General features: G+C 74.1%; 14 protein-coding genes. 12 read left to right on the plus strand and 2 right to left on the minus strand.

Features of this window, described 5'->3' with window-relative positions; genetic code table 11:
- A partial coding sequence (locus tag F1615_RS31960; RefSeq protein ID WP_167533920.1) for a methionine adenosyltransferase domain-containing protein occupies positions 1–357 on the plus strand: 357 nt, incomplete at its 5' end.
- A gap of 325 nt (positions 358–682) precedes the next feature.
- Positions 683–2,830 carry a primosomal protein N' gene (locus F1615_RS31965; RefSeq protein WP_149552530.1) on the plus strand — a complete coding sequence of 716 codons (2,148 nt, stop codon included), beginning with the start codon at positions 683–685 and terminating at the stop codon, positions 2,828–2,830.
- Positions 2,831–2,916: 86 nt separating this feature from the next.
- On the opposite strand, the gene F1615_RS31970 is transcribed toward F1615_RS31965, so the two are convergent.
- Entirely contained in the window at positions 2,917–3,468 is a 552-nt protein-coding gene (locus F1615_RS31970) for a hypothetical protein (protein ID WP_149552531.1), read from the minus strand.
- 243 nt (positions 3,469–3,711) lie between these two features.
- Between F1615_RS31970 and fmt the strand changes: the two genes are divergently transcribed.
- Both fmt and F1615_RS31980 read left to right on the plus strand, forming a co-directional pair.
- Entirely contained in the window at positions 3,712–4,644 is a 933-nt protein-coding gene (gene fmt, locus F1615_RS31975) for a methionyl-tRNA formyltransferase (RefSeq protein WP_149552532.1), read from the plus strand.
- A gap of 65 nt (positions 4,645–4,709) precedes the next feature.
- The gene (locus tag F1615_RS31980) at positions 4,710–6,128 is read left to right on the plus strand and encodes an RsmB/NOP family class I SAM-dependent RNA methyltransferase (protein WP_149552533.1); all 1,419 of its coding nucleotides are present in this window, start codon (positions 4,710–4,712) and stop codon (positions 6,126–6,128) included.
- On the opposite strand, the gene F1615_RS31985 is transcribed toward F1615_RS31980, so the two are convergent.
- Positions 6,109–8,253, minus strand: a complete 2,145-nt coding sequence (locus F1615_RS31985; protein WP_149552534.1) for an MMPL family transporter — start codon at positions 8,251–8,253, stop codon at positions 6,109–6,111. The two genes, F1615_RS31980 and F1615_RS31985, sit on opposite strands and share 20 nt — an antisense overlap.
- A gap of 161 nt (positions 8,254–8,414) precedes the next feature.
- On the opposite strand from F1615_RS31985, the gene rpe reads away from it, so the two are divergent.
- The 8 genes from rpe (at position 8,415) to F1615_RS32025 (ending at position 18,538) form a co-directional block, all read left to right on the plus strand.
- A complete protein-coding gene (gene rpe, locus F1615_RS31990) occupies positions 8,415–9,101 on the plus strand; it encodes a ribulose-phosphate 3-epimerase (protein ID WP_149552535.1) in 687 nt (228 codons plus the stop codon).
- A 78-nt stretch (positions 9,102–9,179) separates the two neighbouring features.
- Positions 9,180–10,223: a sugar-binding transcriptional regulator gene (locus tag F1615_RS31995; RefSeq protein ID WP_149552536.1), complete on the plus strand. Its 1,044-nt coding sequence runs from the start codon at positions 9,180–9,182 to the stop codon at positions 10,221–10,223.
- Positions 10,224–10,537: 314 nt separating this feature from the next.
- Positions 10,538–11,980 (plus strand): GuaB1 family IMP dehydrogenase-related protein, encoded by a 1,443-nt coding sequence (locus F1615_RS32000; RefSeq protein WP_167533921.1) that lies wholly within the window; start codon positions 10,538–10,540, stop codon positions 11,978–11,980.
- A 301-nt stretch (positions 11,981–12,281) separates the two neighbouring features.
- Positions 12,282–13,760, plus strand: a complete 1,479-nt coding sequence (locus F1615_RS32005; protein ID WP_149552538.1) for an amino acid permease — start codon at positions 12,282–12,284, stop codon at positions 13,758–13,760.
- A 10-nt stretch (positions 13,761–13,770) separates the two neighbouring features.
- The gene (locus F1615_RS32010) at positions 13,771–14,223 is read left to right on the plus strand and encodes an Lrp/AsnC family transcriptional regulator (RefSeq protein ID WP_019523726.1); all 453 of its coding nucleotides are present in this window, start codon (positions 13,771–13,773) and stop codon (positions 14,221–14,223) included.
- A gap of 95 nt (positions 14,224–14,318) precedes the next feature.
- A complete protein-coding gene (locus F1615_RS32015; RefSeq protein ID WP_149552539.1) occupies positions 14,319–14,999 on the plus strand; it encodes a hypothetical protein in 681 nt (226 codons plus the stop codon).
- Positions 14,999–17,179 (plus strand): bifunctional polysaccharide deacetylase/glycosyltransferase family 2 protein, encoded by a 2,181-nt coding sequence (locus F1615_RS32020; protein ID WP_149552540.1) that lies wholly within the window; start codon positions 14,999–15,001, stop codon positions 17,177–17,179. Before F1615_RS32015 ends, F1615_RS32020 begins: the two co-directional genes overlap by 1 nt.
- Before the next feature lie 162 nt (positions 17,180–17,341).
- The gene (locus tag F1615_RS32025; protein WP_149552541.1) at positions 17,342–18,538 is read left to right on the plus strand and encodes an MFS transporter; all 1,197 of its coding nucleotides are present in this window, start codon (positions 17,342–17,344) and stop codon (positions 18,536–18,538) included.
- Positions 18,539–18,922: the final 384 nt, after the last annotated feature.

The raw sequence follows: 18,922 nt of genomic DNA on the forward strand, positions 1-18,922 counted from the left end.
CCCTCCAAGGTGGACCGCTCGGCGGCGTACGCGATGCGCTGGGTCGCCAAGAACGTGGTGGCGGCCGGGCTGGCCGCGCGCTGCGAGGTGCAGGTGGCGTACGCGATCGGCAAGGCCGAGCCGGTGGGTCTGTTCGTGGAGACCTTCGGCACCGCCAAGGTCGACACCGAGAGGATCGAGCGGGCCATCGACGAGGTCTTCGACCTCCGCCCGGCCGCCATCATCCGCGACCTGGACCTGCTGCGCCCGATCTACGCCCAGACCGCCGCCTACGGCCACTTCGGCCGTGAGCTGCCCGACTTCACCTGGGAGCGCACCGACCGCGTCGACGCCCTGCGCAAGGCCGCCGGACTGTAGGTCCCACCCCGCGTCCCCCGAGGCCCGGCGTCCCTTCCGAGGGGTCGCCGGGCCCCGGCGTGCCGTGCGCGGCGGCTACGCCGCGAAAAGCCCGTGCTCGCCGCACGGGTGAGCCCTACGCTGGACACCGCGGCGGCGCCACGGCCCGGTGCGAGGGGCACGGATACTTCCGGGTGACGACCCTCGCAGGTTCGAATCCTGCCGCCGGTCCTGGACCGGTGTGGCCGAGTGGACCAAGGCAGAAGCGCCTCCGGGCGTCCGTCCGTACCCACGGCCGATCTCGGGCCCGGCGCCGCTGTCAGTCGTGTTTGGTAAGAATGCAGGCGTGAGCAGCGAGAACGGACGGCCGGACGGCGACGCGGAGGGTGCGCCGCCCGAGCAGCTCGCGCTCATCCGGGAGAGCGTGCGCCAGGCCGGCACGCCCCGCGCCAAACCCCGTACCTGGCGGGGCGCCGCGCTCGCGAAGGACCGGCCCGTCGCCAGGGTCCTCGTCGACAAGGGCGTGCTTCATCTCGACCGGTACTTCGACTACGCCGTGCCCGAGGAGCTGGACGCCGACGCCCAGCCCGGCGTCCGCGTGCGGGTGCGGTTCGGTGCCGGCCGGCACCGGGTGCGCGGGGGCCGGCGCGAGGGCGGCGGACTGATCGACGGTTTCCTGGTCGAGCGGCGCGCCGAGTCCGACTACGCGGGCCCCCTGGCGGCGCTGGCCCAGGTCGTCTCGCCCGAGCGGGTGCTCGACGAGGAGCTGCTGGGGCTCGCCCGCGCGGTGGCCGACCGGTACGCGGGCAGCCTCGCCGACGTCCTCCAGCTCGCCGTGCCGCCGCGCAACGCCCGCGCCGAGCGGCGGCCCTCGCCCGACCCGCAGCCCCCGCCCCCGGCGCCCGGGCCCGGCTCCTGGGACCGGTACGAGCAGGGGCCCGCGTTCCTGGAGTCGCTGGCCTCCGGAGGCGCCCCACGGGCCGTGTGGAACGCGCTGCCCGGCCCGCAGTGGAGCGAGGAACTGGCCCGGGCCGTCGCCGCCACCCTGGCCTCCGGACGCGGCGCGCTGGTCGTCCTGCCGGACGGTCGCGCCGTGGCCCGCGTGGACGCCGCGCTCACCGGACTGCTGGGGGAGGGGCGGCACGCGGTCCTCACCGCCGACGCCGGGCCCGAGAAGCGGTACGCGCGGTGGCTCGCCGTGCGGCGGGGCTCCGTGCGGGCCGTCGTCGGGACGCGGGCGGCGATGTTCGCGCCGGTCCGGGACCTCGGCCTGGTCGCCGTCTGGGACGACGGCGACGACAGCCACAGCGAGCAGCACGCCCCGCAGCCGCACGCCCGCGAGGTGCTGCTGCTGAGGGCGGCGCAGGACAAGTGCGCCTTCCTGCTGGGCGGCTGGAGCTGCACCGTGGAGGCCGCCCAGCTCGTGGACACCGGCTGGGCCAGACCGCTGGTCGCCACGAGGGAGCGGGTACGGGCCGCCGCGCCGCTGGTGCGGACCGTGGGTGACCAGGATCTCGCGCGGGACGAGGCGGCCCGCGCGGCGCGGCTGCCGACGCTCGCCTGGCAGGCCGTCCGGGAGGGCCTGCGGCACGGGCCGGTGCTCGTACAGGTGCCCCGGCGCGGGTACGTGCCGCGGATGGCGTGTGCCGCCTGCCGGGCTCCGGCGCGGTGCCGGCACTGCGCCGGGCCGCTGGAGGCACAGGGGTCCGACGATCTGCGGTGCGGATGGTGCGGGCGCGAGGAGAGCGGCTGGCACTGCCCCGAGTGCGGCGGGTTCCGGTTGCGGGCCCAGGTGGTGGGGGCGCGGCGGACCGCCGAGGAGCTGGGCCGGGCCTTCCCCGCTGTCCCGGTGCGGACCTCGGGACGCGAGCACGTGCTGGACACGGTGCCGGGGTCGCCCGCGCTGGTGGTCAGCACTCCCGGGGCGGAACCGGTGGCCGAGGGCGGCTACGCCGCGGCGCTGCTGCTGGACGGATGGGCCATGCTGGGCCGGCCCGATCTGCGCTCCGGGGAGGACGCGCTGCGCCGCTGGACCGGCGCGGCGGCGCTGGTCCGTCCGCAGCCGGCGGGCGGCACGGTGGTGGTGGTCGCGGAGCCGACCCTGCGGCCGGTGCAGGCGCTGGTGCGGTGGGACCCGGTCGGCCACGCGGTGCGGGAACTGGCGGAGCGGGGCGAACTGGGCTTCCCGCCGGTGTCGCGGATGGCGGCGGTGTCGGGACCGGGCGAGGCGGTGACCGAGTTCCTCCGCGCGGTGGAGCTGCCCGCGCGGGCGGAGATCCTGGGACCGGTTCCCCTGCCGGTCACCGCGGCAGGCCGCCCGCGACGCCCGGGCGCGCCCCCGCCGGGGGAGCACTGGGACCGGGCGCTGATCCGGGTCCCCCCCGGCCACGGCGCCGCACTGGCCGCGGCCCTGAAGGCGGCGCAGGCGGCCCGCATGGCCCGGGGCGGAAACGCCCCCGTGTGGGTCCGGATCGACCCGCTGGACATCGGCTGAGCGGGAAGCGCGCTCATCCTGCCGGTGACGGACGTGCGGCGCCCTCCCGGAGGCGGTGCGCCCGGGAGGGCGGGGGTGGGGGCGGCTCAGCCGTTGCGGGGCGCGGGGAAGACCGTGGGGCGTGGCTCGTCGCGGAGGGACGGGCTGCCGGCCGTGGGCTGGGTCGGCATGGAGCGGGCGGCGGGGACCGTCGGCACCGTGGAGACGCCGGCGCCCACGTTGACCGCGTGGGTGCCCGGGGACTCCGGCGTGCGCTCGGCCTCGGCGGTGGCGGCCGGCGTCCGGTCGGCGGGGCGGCGGGCGCCGTAACGGCGGTGCACCGCCTGCTTGGTGACTCCCAGCGCGGAGCCCACCGCGTCCCACGAGAAGCCGAGTGAGCGGTCGAAGTCGACGGCGGCCGTGACCAGGGTCTCGACACTGTCCCGCAGTTCCTGGGCGAGACGGACCGTCGGGGCGGGCGCCCGTCCGTAGACGACGAAGCCCGTGGAGGGGCCGGAGCGGCGCGGGCGGTAGACGTTGCCCAGCTGGGCGGTGAGCGTGCGCAGCGCGTCCACCTGCCGGCGGACCCGCTCGATGTCCCGCACCAGCAAGTGCAGGCTGGCCCGAGCCTGGGCGTCGTGGGGTGCATGGTCGGCCATGAACAAGCCTCTCGAACCGGCGTTGAAAGGAATGAGCCCGTTTCGGGGCCCGGGGTCAACTCTCTCTTGACCAACGCGTATGCGCTCCGCGGGTCACGGGGTGGGGGCGCGGCGGCATATGCGTACGCCCCCGGCGGAGGTGCCCCGCAGCCCGCGGCCGTCCCTGTACGGGGGCTTCCTGCCCGGCCCCATAGACTGGTGCGCTGCCCCCAGCCGCCCCCGCCCGAGAGGCCCAAGCACTCCATGAAGCTCGTCTTCGCCGGTACCCCCGAGGTCGCCGTTCCCGCACTGGACGCTCTTCTCGCCTCCGGGCGGCACGAGGTGGCCGCCGTCGTCACACGGCCCGACGCGCCCTCCGGGCGCGGGCGCAGACTGGTCGCCTCGCCCGTCGCCGAACGCGCCGAGGAGGCCGGGATCGAGGTGCTGAAGCCGGTCAGGCCCCGGGACCCGGACTTCCTCGAGCGGCTGGAGCGGATCGCGCCGGACTGCTGCCCCGTCGTCGCCTACGGCGCCCTCCTGCCCAGGGCCGCGCTCGACATCCCCGCCCGGGGCTGGGTCAACCTGCACTTCTCACTGCTGCCCGCCTGGCGCGGCGCCGCGCCCGTGCAGCACGCCATCATGGCGGGCGACGAGATCACGGGGGCCGCCACCTTCCTCATCGAGGAGGGCCTGGACTCCGGGCCCGTCTACGGCACCGTCACCGAGGAGATCCGCCCCACCGACACCAGCGGCGACCTGCTCACCCGGCTCGCGTTCGCCGGCGCCGGCCTGCTCGCCGCGACCATGGACGGGATCGAGGCCGGCAGCCTGAAGGCCGTACCGCAGCCCGCCGACGGCATCAGCCTCGCCCCGAAGGTCACCGTCGAGGACGCCCGCGTCGACTGGAACACCCCGGCGCTGCGCGTGGACCGCGTGGTGCGCGGCTGCACCCCCGCGCCCGGCGCCTGGACCACCTTCCGGGGCGAGCGCCTGAAGATCGTCCAGGCCGGCCCCGTACCGGAGATCACCGATCTCGCGCCCGGGCAGCTGTCCGCCGGCAAGAACAACGTGTACGTGGGCACCGCCTCGTACGCCGTGGAACTGCTGTGGGTGCAGGCCCAGGGCAAGAAGCCGATGCGGGCGGCCGACTGGGCGCGCGGCGTGCGGATCACGGCCGGGGAGACCGTCGGCGCCTGAGCCCCCGGAGCCTGGACGACGTAGGCTTGACCGCGCACTTCATCCCACATCCGGAGCACCTTTTCGTGAGCGACCAGCCCCGTCGGCCCCGCAAGCCCGCCAAGCCCTACCGCCGGCCCAAGAAGGACCCCGTCCGCGTCCTCGCCTTCGAGGCCCTGCGGGCCGTGGACGAGCGCGACGCGTACGCCAACCTCGTCCTGCCCCCGCTGCTGCGCAGGGCGCGCGAGGCCGGCGGCTTCGACGCCCGGGACGCCGCCCTCGCCACCGAGCTGGTGTACGGCACGCTGCGCCGGCAGGGGACCTACGACGCGATCGTGGCGGCCTGCGTCGACCGGCCGCTGCGCGAGGTGGACCCGCCGGTGCTGGACGTGCTGAGCCTCGGCGCGCACCAGCTCCTCGGCACGCGGATCCCGACGCACGCCGCCGTGTCCGCCTCCGTCGAGCTGGCCCGGGTGGTGCTCGGCGACGGACGCGCCAAGTTCGTCAACGCGGTGCTGCGGAAGATCGCCCAGGACGACCTCGACGGCTGGCTCGAGCGGGTCGCGCCGCCCTACGACGAGGACCCCGAGGACCATCTCGCCGTCGTGCACTCGCACCCCCGCTGGGTGGTCTCCGCGCTGTGGGACTCCCTCGGGGGCGGACGTGCCGGGATCGAGGAGTTGCTGCGGGCCGACAACGAGCGGCCCGAGGTGACCCTGGTCGCCCGCCCCGGACGGGCGACGACCACCGAACTGCTCGAGGAGGAGGCCGCCCTGCCCGGCCGCTGGTCGCCGTACGCGGTGCGGCTGACCGAGGGCGGGGAGCCGGGCGCGGTCACGGCGGTCGCCGAGGGCCGGGCCGGTGTCCAGGACGAGGGCAGCCAGCTCGTGGCGCTCGCGCTCGCGGGCGCGCCCGTGGAGGGCCGCGACCGGATGTGGCTGGACGGGTGCGCCGGCCCCGGCGGCAAGGCCGCCCTGCTCGGGGCGCTCGCCGCCGGGCGCGGTGCCGTGCTGCTCGCCTCCGAGAAGCAGCCGCACCGGGCCGGCCTCGTGGCCAGGGCGCTCGCCGGGAACCCCGGGCCCTATCAGGTGGTCGCCGCCGACGGGACGCGGCCGCCGTGGCGCCCCGGCAGCTTCGACCGGGTGCTGGTCGACGTGCCGTGCACCGGGCTGGGCGCGCTGCGGCGGCGCCCCGAGGCGCGCTGGCGGCGCCGCCCGGAGGACCTGGAGGGCTTCGCGCCGCTCCAGCGCGGCCTGCTGCGCAGCGCCCTGGAGTCGGTGCGGGTGGGCGGTGTCGTCGGGTACGCCACCTGTTCGCCGCACCTCGCGGAGACCCGGGCCGTGGTCGCCGACCTCCTCAAGCAGTTCCCGGACACCGACCTGATCGACGCCCGGCCGCTGCTGCCCGGCGTACCGGACCTGGGCGAGGGTCCCGACATCCAGCTGTGGCCGCACCTGCACGGGACCGACGCGATGTATCTGGCTCTCATCCGCCGGACCGGCTGACGTCCGCCCCGGGCTCCCGCACCTCACCGCCGTCGTCCTCCCGGGCCAGCCGGTGGGGCCACCACACCTTGGGCCCCACGTCCAGGAACAGCGCCGTCACCAGGACCGACCGCACCACGAAGGTGTCGATGAGCACGCCCAGGGCGACCGCGAAGCCGATCTCGGCGAACGCGACCATCGGGAGCGTGGCGAGCGCCGCGAAGGTGCCGGCGAGGACCAGACCGGCCGAGGTGATGACGGCGCCCGTGGCCGCGAGGCCGGTGATCACGCCGGGCCGGGTGCCCTGGCGGGCGGCCTCCTCGCGGATGCGGGTGGTCAGGAAGATGTTGTAGTCGATGCCCAGCGCCACCAGGAAGACGAAGACGAACAGCGGGAAGTCGGTCGGCTCGCCCGCGTAGTCGAACACGTACCGGAAGGCCAGCGCGCTGAGTCCGAGCGCCGCCGCGAACGACAGGATCACCGTCGCGATCAGCAGCAGCGGGGCGATCAGGGCGCGCAGCAGGGCGCACAGGATCAGCATGACCACGACCAGCACCAGTGGGATGATCAGCATGTTGTCGTGGGTGGTCGCCCTGTCCATGTCCAGCAGCGCCGCCGTGCCGCCGCCCACCTGCGCCTCGGCGTCCGGCACCGCGTGCACGGCGTCCCGTACCCGCTCGACGGTCTGTTTCGCCGCCTCGCTGTCCGCGGGGGCGGTCATGGTGGCCTCGAAGAGCACCTTGCCCTCGAAGGACGGCTTCGTGCCCGGCGGAAGCCCGAGGGACTCCGGGACGACCCCTTCCGTGCCCGCGACCGCGCGGCCCACCTGCTCGGCCTGCGCCTGATTGCTGACGACGACGAGCGGATCGCCGCTGCCCGCCGGGAAGTACCGCGCGGAGACCTCCTGGCCGGTGATCGAGTCCGGTTTCCCGGTGAACGCGTCCGCGTTGCCGATCCCCTCGGCGCGGAGCTGGATCAGGCCCAGCGAACAGATCGCCAGCACGGCGGCGGTCACGGCCCACACCGTCCGCGGGCGGCGCGCGATCCGGCGGCCCATGTGGGCCCACTTTCCCCGCTCCGTCGGGTCGGGGGTCCCGTGGTGCGGGATCACCGGCCAGAAGATCCAGCGGCCGAAGATGACCAGCAGCGCCGGGAAGAGCGTCAGCAGCGCCAGCAGGGCCACCGCGACACCGATCGCGGCGACCGGGCCGAGACCCCGGGTGGAGTTCATCTCGGCGGCCAGCAGCACCAGCATGCTCGCCACGACGGTCGCACCGGAGGCGAGCACGGCGGGGCCCGCGCGGTGCAGGGCCAGCGCCATCGCCTCGTGCCGGTCCTCGTGCCGGCGCAGCTCCTCGCGGTAGCGGGCGACCAGCAGCAGGGCGTAGTCGGTGCCCGCTCCGAAGACGAGGACCAGCAGGATGCCGGCACTCTGCCCGTTGACCGTGAGCCCGCCGTGCTCGGCCAGCAGATAGACCAGGGCCTGCGCCGCGAACAGCGCGACGATCACCGAGAACAGCGGCACCAGCAGCAGGGTCGGACTGCGATAGGTGATCAGCAGCATCACGACGACGACGGCCATCGCGGAGAACAGCAGCGTCGAGTCGATGCCCTCGAACCCCTCGGCGAAGTCCGCCGACGTACCCCCCGGGCCCGTGATGTGCACGGCGAGCCCGTCGACGCTCTCGCCGACGTCGTCCCGGATCGAGTCGACCGCCGGCCCGATCCGCTCCCAGCCCTGCTCGTCCATCGTGATCGGCACGAAGACCTGCGCGGCCCGCGGATCGGTCCGCCGGTCGAACACCGGGCCCCGGGTCTCGTCTCCCCTGATGCCGTGGTCGCTCAACTGCCCGAGCTGCTCCACGTCCTCGGCGATCCGCTCCCGGTCGGCGGCCGTCAGCCCGCTGTCCCGTGCGTAGACCACGATCGCCGGGATCTGCTCGGGCCTGAAGTCCTCGGAGATCTCCAGCACCTGTGTCGACTCCGCGGAGCCCGGCAGCCAGGACGCCGCGTCGTTGTCCTGGGCGTCGGTGAGCCTCTGCGCGAGGGGTGCCGTCACGAACAGCACCACCAGCCACAGCACGAGCACCAGCCACTTGGAACGCCGCCCGCACACCAGTTGAGCGATGCCTCGTTCACCCGTCATGAAGACCTCCGCGGCAGGACCGGGGTTTACGGCGCGGGGCGCTGGAGCCGGCGGCCCGGCCGCTCGGCGCGGCCCGCCGCACGCGGTCCGCGGCAGGACCGGAGCACCGGCCTCCTGGGGGCCCCGCCCCCCAAGTACGGCGCAGCGCATACGCTTGGGCCATGGCCCCGCAGATCAGCCCCAGCATCCTGTCCGCCGACTTCGCCCGCCTCGCGGACGAGGCCAAGGCGGCGGAGGGAGCCGACTGGCTCCACGTCGACGTCATGGACAACCATTTCGTCCCGAACCTCACGCTCGGCGTGCCGGTCGTAGAGTCGCTCGCCCGTGCGACGGACACCCCGCTGGACTGCCATCTGATGATCGAGGCCCCCGATCGGTGGGCGCCCCAGTACGTCGAGGCGGGGGCCGGTTCCGTCACCTTCCATGTCGAGGCGGCCACCGCGCCCGTGCGGCTGGCCCGGGAGATCCGTGCCAAGGGCGCCCGTGCCTCCATGGCGCTCAGGCCGGCGACCCCGGTCGAGCCGTACGAGGACCTGCTCCCCGAACTCGACATGCTGCTGATCATGACCGTGGAGCCGGGATTCGGGGGCCAGGCGTTTCTCGACATCATGCTTCCGAAGATTCGCCGCACCCGCGAGTTGATCAGCAAGCACGGCCTCGAGCTCTGGCTCCAGGTCGACGGCGGTGTCTCGGCCTCCACCATCGAGCAGTGCGCCGACGCCGGCGCCGATGTCTTCGTCGCGGGTTCCGCCGTGTACGGGGCCTCGGATCCGGCCGAGGCGGTACGTGCATTGCGCAAGCAGGCCGAGGACGCCACGGCCAGGGCATCGTGGGCAGGCGACCACTGAGCGTCAGGAACGTGAACGGCGCCCAGCAGGGCTGATCGACAGCGCCGGATCTGCAAGGATGAACGGCGAATCCAGAGTGTGAACAGCAGTGAGGAGATCGCCGTGTCGGGTATGTCGGCGGGCCGGTCAGCCATGCGGATGGGACCCGCTGAGCTGGTGCAGGCGGCGGCCATGGCCCGCCGCTTCTACCTCGAGGGCAAGTCCAAGATCCAGATCGCGGAGGAGTTCGGCGTCAGCCGCTTCAAGGTGGCCCGGGTCCTGGAGACCGCCCTCGAACGGGATCTCGTACGGATCGAGATCCGTGTGCCGGCCGAGCTGGACGCCGAGCGCTCCGACGCGCTCCGCGCCCGCTACGGCCTCAGGCACGCCGTCGTGGTCGAGTCCCCGGCCGAGGCCGAGGAGACACCCGACCCCGAGAACCTGGGAGAGGTGGCCGCCGACCTGCTCGCCGAACTGGTCAACGAGGGAGACGTGCTGGGCCTTGCCTGGGGCCGCTCCACCATCCACATGGCGGCGGCCCTGGACCGGCTGCCGCCCTGCACGGTCGTGCAGCTGACGGGCGTGTACGACGCCGGGACCGCCGAGCGCGGCTCGGTGGAGGCCGTGCGGCGCGCGGCGCAGGTGTCGGGGGGCGACGCCCACCCCATCTACGCGCCGATGCTGCTGCCGGACGCGGCCACCGCTCAGGCGCTGCGTCACCAGACGGGGATCGCGCGGGCCTTCGAGTACTTCGACAAGGTCACGGTCGCCTGTGTCTCCATCGGCTCCTGGGAGCCGGGCATCTCGACGGTGCACGACATGCTCAGCGACGAGGAGCGGGCGCACTACGCCTCGCTCGGTGTCGCCGCGGAGATGTCCGCGCATCTCTTCGACGCCGAGGGGCGCCGGGTCGGCCGCGACCTGGGGGAGCGGTGCATCACGGTCAAGACAGACCAGCTCCGCCGGGTCCCGGAGGTCGTCGCGATCGCCGGCGGCCAGCGCAAGGGGCCCGCGATCGACGCCGTACTGCGCTCAGGTCTCGTCACCAGCCTGGTCACGGACACATCGGCCGCGGACTACCTGATGACGGCGGGCACCACCCCGCGGTCCGCCCTCAACCGCGCGGACCCGGACGGCCCCTGAACAGCGGGTGAGGCGGGGCCGGGCCGCGGCACCGGCCGCACGACGCCGCGGCAGGCCCCGCCCCTCCGCCTCCCGGAGGCCGGCGGCGGTGTCCGCCGGATGCTGCTCGCCGTCGGCCCGCTCAGCGCGGCTGCCGGGCCCGGCCTCGCGGGCCGCCGGCCTTTTCTTGGAGGAACCTCCTGGCACCGCTCCGACCGGCTTGGACGATGCGACCGGGGAAGGCGTACCGGTCGACATGGGACAATGAGGTACGTGCTCTTCCCCCTGGCTGACCTGTCCGGGGGCCACCTCTGATCGACTGGGATGTGCAGCACGTGCGTTTCCTCAACGACATCCAGCCCGCGTACGACCTGACGTACGACGACGTCTTCATGGTGCCAAGCCGCTCCGCGGTCGGCTCGCGGCAGGGTGTGGACCTCAGCTCCCCGGACGGCACGGGCACCACCATCCCGCTCGTCGTCGCCAACATGACCGCCATCGCCGGGCGCCGCATGGCCGAGACCGTGGCGCGCCGCGGCGGACTGGTGGTCATTCCGCAGGACATCCCGATCGAGGTCGTCGCCGAGGTCGTCTCCTGGGTGAAGGGCCGTCACCTGGTCCTGGACACCCCCATCGTGCTGGCCCCGCACCAGACCGTCGCCGACGCGCTCGCCCTGCTGCCCAAGCGCGCCCACAACGCGGGCGTCGTCGTCGACGACGGACACCGGCCGGTCGGCGTGGTCACCGACACCGACCTGTCCGGCGTGGACCGCTTCACCCAGCTCGAAGAGGTCATGTCCAAGGACCTGATCCTCATCGACGCCGACATGGACCCGCGCGAGGCCTTCAACACCCTCGACACGGCCAACCGCCGCTACGCGCCCGCCGTGGACAAGGACGGCCGCCTGGCCGGGATCCTCACCCGCAAGGGCGCCCTGCGCGCCACGCTGTACACCCCGGCCACCGACGCCCGGGGCAGGCTCCGCATCGCCGCCGCCGTCGGGATCAACGGCGACGTGGCGGGCAAGGCGCAGCAGTTGCTCGAGGCGGGCGTGGACACCCTCGTCATCGACACGGCGCACGGCCACCAGGAGTCGATGATCAGCGCCGTGAAGCTGGTGCGCGACCTCGACCCGCGGGTGCCGGTCGTCGCCGGCAACATCGTCTCCGCCGAGGGCGTCCGCGACCTGATCGAGGCCGGCGCGGACATCGTCAAGGTCGGTGTCGGCCCCGGCGCCATGTGCACCACCCGCATGATGACCGGCGTCGGCCGGCCGCAGTTCTCGGCCGTCCTGGAGTGCGCCGCCGAGGCGAGGAAGTACGGCAAGCACGTGTGGGCCGACGGCGGCGTCCGCCACCCGCGCGACGTGGCGATGGCGCTCGCGGCCGGCGCGTCCAACGTGATGATCGGCTCCTGGTTCGCCGGGACCTACGAGTCCCCCGGCGACCTGCAGCACGACGCGAACGGCCGCCCCTACAAGGAGTCCTTCGGCATGGCCTCCGCGCGTGCCGTGCGCAACCGCACCTCGGAGGAGTCCGCCTACGACCGTGCCCGCAAGGGTCTGTTCGAGGAGGGCATCTCCACCTCACGCATGTTCCTCGACACGGAGCGTCCCGGCGTCGAGGACCTGATCGACTCGATCATCGCGGGCGTGCGCTCCTCGTGCACCTACGCCGGTGCCGCCTCGCTGGAGGAGTTCGCCGAGAAGGCCGTCGTCGGCATCCAGAGCGCCGCCGGCTACGCCGAGGGCAAACCGCTCCACGCCAGCTGGAACTGACGGCTCCCGCCGCCGTCCGGCCCCCGCCGCTCCCGCCCCGGGAGAAGCGGGGGCCGCGGTGCGTCCGGGCCCGGGACGCAACGGTCGAAAGCCCCCGCGCAACGAACACCCGCGTCCCCGCGAGTAACGCAATGATCTTGCGGAGGTGCGCAAGGTTGCTGCATTTCAGGAGCAATGAGGAACCTCGTAGGGTTACGCGCTGTACGTGGTGCGGCGGGGACCCCGCTCGGCGGGTCCCGGCTGTCGCGGGACGCCGTCGGTCCCTGCCGCGGAAGACCGGCAGTGACGAAGGAGTCAGCGCGTGCTCGACCAAGGCGCACCCCCGCACAACGGCAGTCCCGCCGCCCCGCAGTCCCCGGGCGCCGGCGCGCGCCTCATGCGCCGTAAGCCCGTGGAACGCCTGGTCGCCGAGGGCGGCCAGGGCGAGGGCGGGTCCCTGCGCCGCTCCCTCGGGCTGTGGCAGCTGACCATGATCAGCATCGGTGCCACCCTCGGCACCGGCATCTTCGTGGTCCTCGGCGAGGCCGTCCCCAAGGCCGGCCCGGCGGTCACGCTGTCCTTCGTCATAGCCGGTCTGACGGCTCTCTTCTCCGCCCTCTCCTACGCCGAGCTGGCGGGCACCATCCCGGTCTCCGGCTCCTCCTACTCGTATGCGTACGCAACGATGGGCGAACTGATCGCCTGGGTCTGCGGCTGGTGCCTGATGCTGGAGTACGGCGTGTCGGTCGCCGCCGTCGCCGTCGGCTGGGGCGAGTACCTCAACGAACTGCTCGACGGCACCATCGGCGTCACCATCCCGGCCGCGCTGTCCGCCCCGCCCGGCGACGGAGGCGTCTTCAACCTGCCCGCGCTGATCGTCGTCCTGCTCGCCATGGCCTTCCTGATGGGCGGCGCACGCGAGTCCGCCCGCGCCAACACGATCATGGTCGTCGTGAAGATCGGCGCGCTGGTGCTGTTCTGCGCCATCGGCGTCCAGGGCTTCCGCTCCGGCAACTACGAGAACTTCATGCCGCTCGGCATGGCCGGCGTCAGCGCGGCCGGGGCGACCCTGTTCTTCTCCTACATCGGGTTCGACGCCGCCTCCACCGCCGGTGAGGAGGCCAGGAACGCCCAGCGCGACCTGCCCCGCGCCATCCTGCTGTCGCTCGCCATCATCACCGCGCTGTACGTCCTGGTCGCCGCCGTCGCCGTGGGCGCCAAGCCCTGGCGGGACTTCACCGACTCCGAGGCCGCGCTCGCCCAGATCATGAGCGAGGTCACCGGCCAGACCTTCTGGGGCACCCTGCTGGCGTTCTGCGCCGTCATCGCCATCGCCAGCGTCGTCCTGACCGTGCTCTACGGCCAGACCCGCATCCTGTTCGCCATGTCCCGGGACGGGCTCGTGCCCAAGGTGTTCGGCAGGGTCAGCCCGAAGACCGGCACACCGCGCACCAACACCCTGATCGTCTCCCTCTTCTGCGGCGTGCTCGCCGCCGCGATCCCGCTCGGCCAGCTCGCCGACGCCACCAGCATCGGCACCCTGTTCGCGTTCGCCCTGGTCAACGTGGCCGTGGTGGTGCTGCGCCGGTCCCGCCCCGACATGCCCCGCACCTTCCGGGTGCCGCTGTCGCCGGTGCTGCCCGCCCTCGGCCTCGCGTTCTGCCTGTGGATGATGGGCAGCCTGTCCACCGTCACCTGGGTGGTCTTCGGCGTCTGGATGGCCGTCGGGCTCGTGTTCTACTTCCTGTACGGCTACCGCCGCTCCCGGCTCGCCGCACCGGCCACACCTGAAGCGAAGTGAACCACCCGCAGTGCTGAACGATCTCGACGAACGCATCGTGCACGCCCTCGCCGAGGACGCCCGCCGCTCCTACGCGGACATCGGCCAGCTCGTCGGCCTCTCCGCGCCCGCCGTGAAACGGCGGGTGGACCGGCTGCGCGCCACCGGGGCGATCACCGGATTCACCGTCCGCGTCGACCCCGCCGCCCTCGGCTGGGAGACGGAGGGGTTCGTCGAGATCTACTGCCGCAGCAACACCTCCCCGGAGACCATCCAGCGGGGCCTGGAGCGCTACCAGGAGGTCGTGTCCGCCTCCACCGTCACCGGCGACGCCGACGCGGTCGCCCAGGTCTTCGCCTCCGACATGCGGCATTTCGAGCGGGTCCTGGAGCGCATCGCGGGCGAGCCGTTCGTGGAGCGGACCAAGTCCGTGCTGGTCCTGTCACCGTTGCTGCGGCGGTTCTCCTCGGGTTCGCCCACGTAGGCAGGCCCGTACCGGCGGCGTACGCTGGCTTCATGCGGAGTCAGGACGATTCCGGACATACGGGGATCGGTCCATCGGCTGATCCGAACCTCCCCGTGTTCGTCGACTCCACCGGCAGGCGCGCGCGGATTCTCCGGCGCACCGGGTACGGCGTGGCCGGAACGGCGGCCGCGTACCTGGCGGTGCTGGGACTGAGCCTCATGGGGGCGACGCCCTTCGCGCCGGGCGCCCTGCTGCCACCCCTGCCCGGCGAGACCACGGCGCCGACGGCGCCGGAACGGCGGGGCCCGGACGACGGACCCCTGCCGCCCAGCGGCGTGCTCGACCCGGAGCGCGGCGGTCCCGGCGACGCCGGCGCGGCATTCGGTCCGGGCGCCCCGCCGGTGCCGCCGCTCATGTCGCCCGTCGGCCCGCTCCTCATCCCCGCGGTCCCGCTCGTCCCCGGAGGTCCGGTGTCCACGGTCCCGGCCGGACCGGAGTCGCCCGGGACGGGAGTTCCGCCGCCGTCGCAGGAGCCCGGCGCCCCCGCCCCCGGCGATCCGACCGCACCCGCGCCCGGCACGGGAAGCGATCCCGCCCCGCCGCCGGCCCCGGACGATCCGCCGCCGAGCCCGGACGGCCCGCCGGCGGGTACGGACGAGCCGCCCGCCCCCGAGCCCCCGCCGGGAACGCCGGAGCCGGGCCCGCCCTCCGGTCCGTCCGAGCCGTCGCAGGCACCGCCCGATGCCCCGGGCAGCTCCCCGCCCGGTGACGCGCCCGCGGCCGGGACCTCCTGATGCGCCGCCGCCCCGACCGCCCGGTCCGCCCCCCACGGACGCGAACCGGCCCGCGGCACCACCGGGCATCACCGCGGCCCCGGCACCGCTTCCGCATCGTCGTCCCGCTTGCCGTGCTGGCCTTCGTGGTCTCGGTACTGCTGACCGAGGGGTACACGACCCGGACCTTCTCCGGGGACCAGGAGGGGCGCACCGGGCAGCCGGCCACCGGGCTACCCCGGGAGGTCACCGGCGGCGGCCCGGTCGTCGACACCACCCGCGACCGCCCGAGCACCTACCGGGTGCCCGACCGGACGGTCGTCCTCAGCTTCGACGACGGCCCGGATCCCGTGTGGACGCCCCGCATCCGGGCCGTCCTCGACCGCCACGGCACGCCCGGCACCTTCTTCGTCACCGGTCAGCAGGCGGTGCGCCACCCCGGGATCCTGCGTGACGTCATCCGGTCCGGCCACGAGATCGGCGTGCACACCTTCTCCCACCGGGACCTCTCCACCCAGTCCGCGAGCGACGTCGACCGCGAGCTGGCGCTGACGCAGCTCGCCCTCGCCGGGGCCGCGGGCATCAACAGCTCGCTCCTGCGGATGCCCTACTCCTCGACGACCGCCGCCCTGGACCGGGCGGACTGGTCCGTCGCCCGGTACCTGGGCGGCAAGGGCTACATCCTGGCCTTCATCGATCAGGACACGAAGGACTGGCAGCGGCCGGGAGCCCGCGCGATCGCCGAGGCGGCCACACCGAGCGCGCCGGGCCGGGGAACGGTCGTCCTCATGCACGACGCGGGAGGGGACCGGTCCCAGACCGTGGCGGCCCTCGACGATCTGATCCCCCGGCTCCAGGCCCAGGGGTACCGCTTCACCACCCTCGCCGACGTCCTCGGCACCGACAGCCTCACCAGCCGCGTCGACACCGCAACCCTGTGGAAGGGACGGGTGTTCGTGGCCGCCGTGACCGTGTCGGGTACGGCGATGTCGGTCATCGGCGTGCTGCTGCTGGTCGTCGGTTCCCTCGTCCTCGGCCGGTGCGCGCTGCTGCTGGTCCTCGCCCGCCACCACGCCCGCCGGCGCCCGCGCCACGCCCCCGGCCCTCCCGTCACCCGGCCCGTCAGCGTCGTCGTACCCGCGCACAACGAGAGCCTGTGCATCGCCAAGACGCTCCGCTCGCTCGCGGCAGGCGACCACCCCGTCGAGATCGTCGTCGTGGACGACGGCTCCGACGACGGCACCGCCGACATCGCGGAGTCACTCGGCCTCCAGGCGGTCACCGTCGTCCGGCAACCGAACGGCGGCAAGGCCTCGGCCCTCAACACCGGCGTCCGGCGGGCCTCCCACGATCTCGTCGTCATGCTCGACGCCGACACGGTCTTCGCCCCCTCGACCGTCCGGCGCCTCGTCCAGCCGTTCGCCGACCCTGCCGTCGGTGCCACCGCCGGCAACGCGAAGGTGGGCAACCGCCGTGGCCTGCTGGGCCGTTGGCAGCACATCGAGTACGTGATGGGCTTCAACCTGGACCGCCGCATGTACGACCTGCTGCGCTGCCTGCCGACCGTCCCCGGCGCCGTCGGGGCCTTCCGCGTCACGGCCCTGCGGGACGCCGGGACGATGAGCGGCGACACCCTCGCCGAGGACACCGACATCACCATGGCCCTGCACCGGGCCGGGTGGGAGATCCGCTACGCCGAGGACGCGCTCGCCTGGACCGAGGTGCCGGCCTCACTGCGCCAGCTGTGGATCCAGCGCTACCGCTGGAGCTACGGCACCATGCAGGCCGCGTGGAAACACCGGCACGCGCTGGTCGAGCGCGGCCACGCGGGACACTTCGGCCGCCTCGGCCTGCCGCTGCTGACCGTCTTCCAGATCCTCACGCCGCTCCTCGCCCCGCTCATCGACCTGCTGACCGTCTACGGCCTGGTGTTCGGGAACCCGCTCACCACCATGCTGGCGTGGACCGGCGTACTGGCCGTGCAGACCGTCTGCGCGGCCTACGCCTTCCGCCTCGACGGCGAGAGCCTCCGGCCGCTGTGGGCGCTCCCGCTGCAGCAGATCGTCTACCGCCAGCTCATGTACCTGGTGCTCGTCCAGGCCTGCCTCACCGCGGTCAACGGCTACCGGCTGCCCTGGCAGCGCCTCAAGCGCAGCGGCGACGTCGTGCTGCCGCCCCCGCTCACCGCCCGGGAACGCTGAGCGGCGACCGTGGGAAATGCCGGGCAGGACCCGTGGTGGCCGGTCTAGCATGGGTTCCATGACCTGGCGACATTGATCCACCGGCCACGCCTCCCGAGGGCCGCCTCGGACGCCGCACGTCCTCGACGTCCGGTGTCCGAAACGCCCTTATGGGAAGGCCTCATGACTCTCACGCCCACGCGTGCCTCCGACGTCCGCGTGCGACGGCTGACGACCACGCTGTACGGCTACTCGTTCCTCGAAGAGTTCGTCCTGCTCTACCCGGTGTACGCGCTGCTGTTCAGCGACACCGGTCTGTCCGTCTGGCAGATCTCCTCCCTGTTCGCCCTCTGGTCGGTCACCGGCGTGCTGCTGGAGGTCCCCTCCGGCGCCTGGGCCGACGCGGTCTCCCGCCGGCTGCTGCTGTGGCTCGGCCCGCTGCTGACCGCCGCCGGCTTCGCCCTGTGGGTGCTGCTCCCGTCGTACGGCGCCTTCGCCGTCGGCTTCGTACTGTGGGGTGCCGGCGGAGCGCTCGGCTCCGGCGCGCTGGAGGCGCTGGTCTACGACGAGCTGGAACGGCTCGACGCGGCCGACCGTTACGCCCGGATCATGGGGCGGGCCAGGGCCGCCGGTCTGGTCGCCGTGATGGCGGCGATGGGACTCGCCGGTCCCGTGCTCGCCTGGGGCGGTCACACCGCCGTCGGCGCCGCCAGCGTGCTGGTGTGTCTGCTGGCGGCCGCCACGGCACTCCGGTTCCCCGAGCACCGCTCCCCGGCCGAGGGGCACGAGAGCTGGACGGCGGCCCTGCGCGCCGGACTCGCCGAGGCCCGCGCCGACCGGTCCGTGCGCGGGGCGCTGCTGCTGGTCCCGGCCGTGAGCGCGGTCTGGGGCGCCCTCGACGAGTACACGCCGCTGCTGGTCCGGGGAACCGGGGTGGCCGACGGGACGGTGCCCTACCTGCTCCTGCTGATCTGGGCCGGCGCAACCGCCGGAAGCCTGCTGGCGGGGGAGGGTGAGCGGCTCGGTACGGGGGGTCTCGCCGCCGTGCTGGCCGGTGCCGGGCTCGCCCTGGCCGTCGGCGCGGGCGACGGCACCCCGTGGGGTCTCGTCCTCGTCGCCCTCGCGTTCGGTGGCTTCCAGGCGGCGACCGTGCTGGCCGACGCCCGGCTCCAGCGGCGCATCGAGGACACCGGGCGGGCCACCCTGACCTCGGTCGCGGGACTGGGCACGGAACTGGCGACGATCGCGGTCTTCGGCGGCTACGCCCTGATCGCCTCGGGGACCTCGCACGCCACCGCCTTCACGGTGTTCGCGGTGCCGTACCTGGCGACGGCGGCGGTGCTGCTGGTGAGGGCGGGGGGTGCGAAGGCACGGCCGTAACGCCCCCGGCGCCCCGCCGGTGGGTGGGCCGGGGCCGGGTCGGAGGTGTCCGTCCTCGGACTGGCGCGACTGCGTTGCCTGGAGAGGCTTACGGCGCGGACGCGCCAGCCACTGCGGGCGAACACCCCCGCCCCGTCCCCTCCGCGCCGTACGCGCCTGCCGGCCGCCCTGCCACTTCCGCGGGCTTGCCGTGCCGCTGGGGCGATGGGGGAGGTGGGCGCGACGGCACCCCGCCGGCGCTGGGCTGCGCGAACACGGCCCGGCCACCACCGAGCGGGGCACCCCCGGCGCGGGGCCGCGCCGGGGGCCCGCGCCGGTCGGGAAGCGGGCACCTCCACCGGCCCGTCCGGCCTCGTGCAACGAATCGCCGCCCACCCCGCTCCG

The organism is Streptomyces marokkonensis, from assembly GCF_008312835.1.
Classification (GTDB): Bacteria; Actinomycetota; Actinomycetes; order Streptomycetales; family Streptomycetaceae; genus Streptomyces; species Streptomyces marokkonensis_A.

What these genes read in the sequence shown, in the direction of transcription:
- F1615_RS32025 (WP_149552541.1), top strand. Translation starts at nt 17,342, where the DNA reads ATGACTCTCACGCCCACGCGTGCCTCCGACGTCCGCGTGCGACGGCTG.
- fmt (WP_149552532.1), top strand. Translation starts at nt 3,712, where the DNA reads ATGAAGCTCGTCTTCGCCGGTACCCCCGAGGTCGCCGTTCCCGCACTG.
- F1615_RS31970 (WP_149552531.1), bottom strand. Translation starts at nt 3,468, where the DNA reads ATGGCCGACCATGCACCCCACGACGCCCAGGCTCGGGCCAGCCTGCAC.
- F1615_RS31985 (WP_149552534.1), bottom strand. Translation starts at nt 8,253, where the DNA reads ATGACGGGTGAACGAGGCATCGCTCAACTGGTGTGCGGGCGGCGTTCC.
- rpe (WP_149552535.1), top strand. Translation starts at nt 8,415, where the DNA reads ATGGCCCCGCAGATCAGCCCCAGCATCCTGTCCGCCGACTTCGCCCGC.
- F1615_RS32020 (WP_149552540.1), top strand. Translation starts at nt 14,999, where the DNA reads ATGCGCCGCCGCCCCGACCGCCCGGTCCGCCCCCCACGGACGCGAACC.